The organism is Parasphingomonas puruogangriensis, assembly GCF_036663635.1.
Lineage (GTDB): Bacteria > Pseudomonadota > Alphaproteobacteria > Sphingomonadales > Sphingomonadaceae > Sphingomonas.
The window spans coordinates 1-2,123 of sequence record NZ_JAXOJI010000019.1 but is presented as its reverse complement, the minus strand read 5'-3'; the positions used below and the strand labels follow the sequence as shown (position 1 = coordinate 2,123).

The following is a 2,123-nucleotide window of genomic DNA, read 5'->3' as shown; positions in this document are numbered from 1 at the left end:
GATCGAGATAGAGATAGGTCGGATCGAATTCGCCGGCGCGGCGCAGGCCGGGCAGATCGTGGATCGTCACCCGGTTGTCGCGGAACGTGACCAGGCCGGCGCCGCGCAAATCCTTCAGCGTACGGTTGACGTGGACGCTGGTCAGCCCGGTGCAATCGCCCAGATCGGTCTGGGTCAGCGGCAGATCGTAGCTCGTTTCATCCGCCATGCCGACGACCTGCAGCCGCAGCAACAACTCGCAGAACAAGGTGGCGAGCTTGGCCCGCGCGCTGCGGCGGCCGAGCGACACTTCCCATTCGCGGTGGATCGCCGCGTCGAGATTGGTGGCGAACCAATAGACCCGCGCGAGATGGGGATTATGTTCGGTCAGGCGGCGCAGATTGTCGTGCGGCACCGTGGCGATGCGTGCCGGGGTGAGCGACATGACCGCGTGGTCAAGATGCTTGAGCGTGAAGCTGTGCAGATCGACGAAGTCGCCGGGCAAATGCAATTCGGTGATTTGCCGTTCGCCGCTGCGCACATCCTTGTAGCGGCACAGCCAGCCGTCGAGCAGCAAGGTGCTGTGGGTCAATTCGACGTTGGGGCGGATCACCGTGCGATCGGCCGGAATGTCGTGGCAACCGGATATGGCGTCGCGGATCTGGCGCTCATCGCCCGCCGAAATGGGCGCGCGGGCGCGCAGCTTGGCCAGGTGGTGATCGATCATATGGTGAATCCTAGGGCTCACCTCTTAGCAACCGCGTCAAATCGATGATCGGCTGCGATCCCAGATCTGTGCAATCGCGACCGAGAATACCCGGCCGGCTTGTCAGTATTGGATAGGACGGACTTGTAGGAATTATGCAAACATAGATCAATTTCCTCAATGGAAATTTGCAGGCGCGATAATTATGAGCCGGTTGGATATAGATACGTAGGCGTTCCGATATTGCCGCTTGTTTCGACAGATCCGCCGAGAACCACAATCAACGGGAAAATTTGGGAACCCCGGGTGGCAAAGATGGTTTTGCGACTAGTTGGATGGGAGCAAATAATATGACCTTTAAAGCATTTATCTTGGCCTCGGTACTCGTTGCCGGCGCCACCCCAGTACTTGCCCAGACGCCGCCGCCACCGCCGCCCGCCGAGGCCAAGGCGATGGCCGATCCCTATGTGATGGCTGCCGGCAAGAGCGATCTGTACGAGATCAATTCCAGCCAGATCGCGCTGCAGAAGTCGCGCAACCCGCGCATCCGCAGCTTCGCATCGATGCTGATCAAGCATCACCAGAAGACGACGCTCGCGACGATGAAGGCGGCGCGGCGCGAAGGGATGAATCCCGCACCGCCGATGCTCGATCCGGGCGCGACGGCGTCGATCAACGAATTGCAGACCGCCAGCGCGGGCGATTTCGATCGTCTGTATATCGGCCAGCAGATCCCGGCGCATCAGGCCGCGCGCGATCTGCACCAGAGCTACGGCGCCAATGGCGACAAGGCGGCGCTGCGCACCGCCGCGCGGGCGGCGACCCCGATCGTCAAGCAGCATCTGACGGCGGCGATGAAGCTGCACCACGATGCCGATATGGGCCCAATGAAGGGCATGTAACCCAAGCCCATGCGGCGGCGCGCCACCCGCGCCGCCGCATGGCACGGCCAGGAATAGCCCATGTTAGCGATGAACTATCGCGGCCCGTACCGCGTGCGCGCCGATGAAAAACCGATGCCCAAGATCCTGCATCCCGAGGACGCGATCGTCCGCGTGACGCGGTCGTGCATCTGCGGCTCCGATCTCCATCTGTATCACGGCATGGTGCCGGACACGCGCGTCGGCATGACCTTCGGTCACGAATTTTGCGGCATCGTCGAGCAGGTCGGGCCGGCGATCGAACACCTCAAGGTCGGCGATCACGTGCTGGTGCCGTTCAACATCGCCTGCGGGCGTTGCCATTTCTGCCAGCAGGGCCTGTTCGGCAATTGCCACGAGTCCAATGCGCAGGCCACCGCGGTCGGCGGCATCTTCGGCTACTCGCATACTGCCGGCGGCTATGATGGCGGGCAGGCGCAATATGTCCGCGTGCCCTATGCCGATGTCGGGCCGACGGTCATTCCCGACTGGATGGATCCGGACGACGCGGTGCTGCT

At 62.3% G+C, this 2,123-nt stretch carries 3 protein-coding genes; 2 read left to right on the top strand and 1 reads right to left on the bottom strand.

Features of this window, described 5'->3' with window-relative positions; translation table 11 throughout:
* A partial coding sequence (locus U1739_RS20875; RefSeq protein ID WP_332710541.1) for a Crp/Fnr family transcriptional regulator occupies positions 1-706 on the bottom strand: 706 nt, incomplete at its 3' end.
* Positions 707-1,035: 329 nt separating this feature from the next.
* Here U1739_RS20875 and U1739_RS20870 point away from each other — a divergent pair.
* Both U1739_RS20870 and U1739_RS20865 read left to right on the top strand, forming a co-directional pair.
* Entirely contained in the window at positions 1,036-1,587 is a 552-nt protein-coding gene (locus U1739_RS20870) for a DUF4142 domain-containing protein (protein ID WP_332710540.1), read from the top strand.
* Between the two features lie 60 nt (positions 1,588-1,647).
* The coding region (locus U1739_RS20865) for an alcohol dehydrogenase catalytic domain-containing protein (protein ID WP_332710539.1) at positions 1,648-2,123 on the top strand (476 nt) is incomplete at its 3' end.

What these genes read in the sequence shown, in the direction of transcription:
- U1739_RS20870 (WP_332710540.1), top strand. Translation starts at nt 1,036, where the DNA reads ATGACCTTTAAAGCATTTATCTTGGCCTCGGTACTCGTTGCCGGCGCC.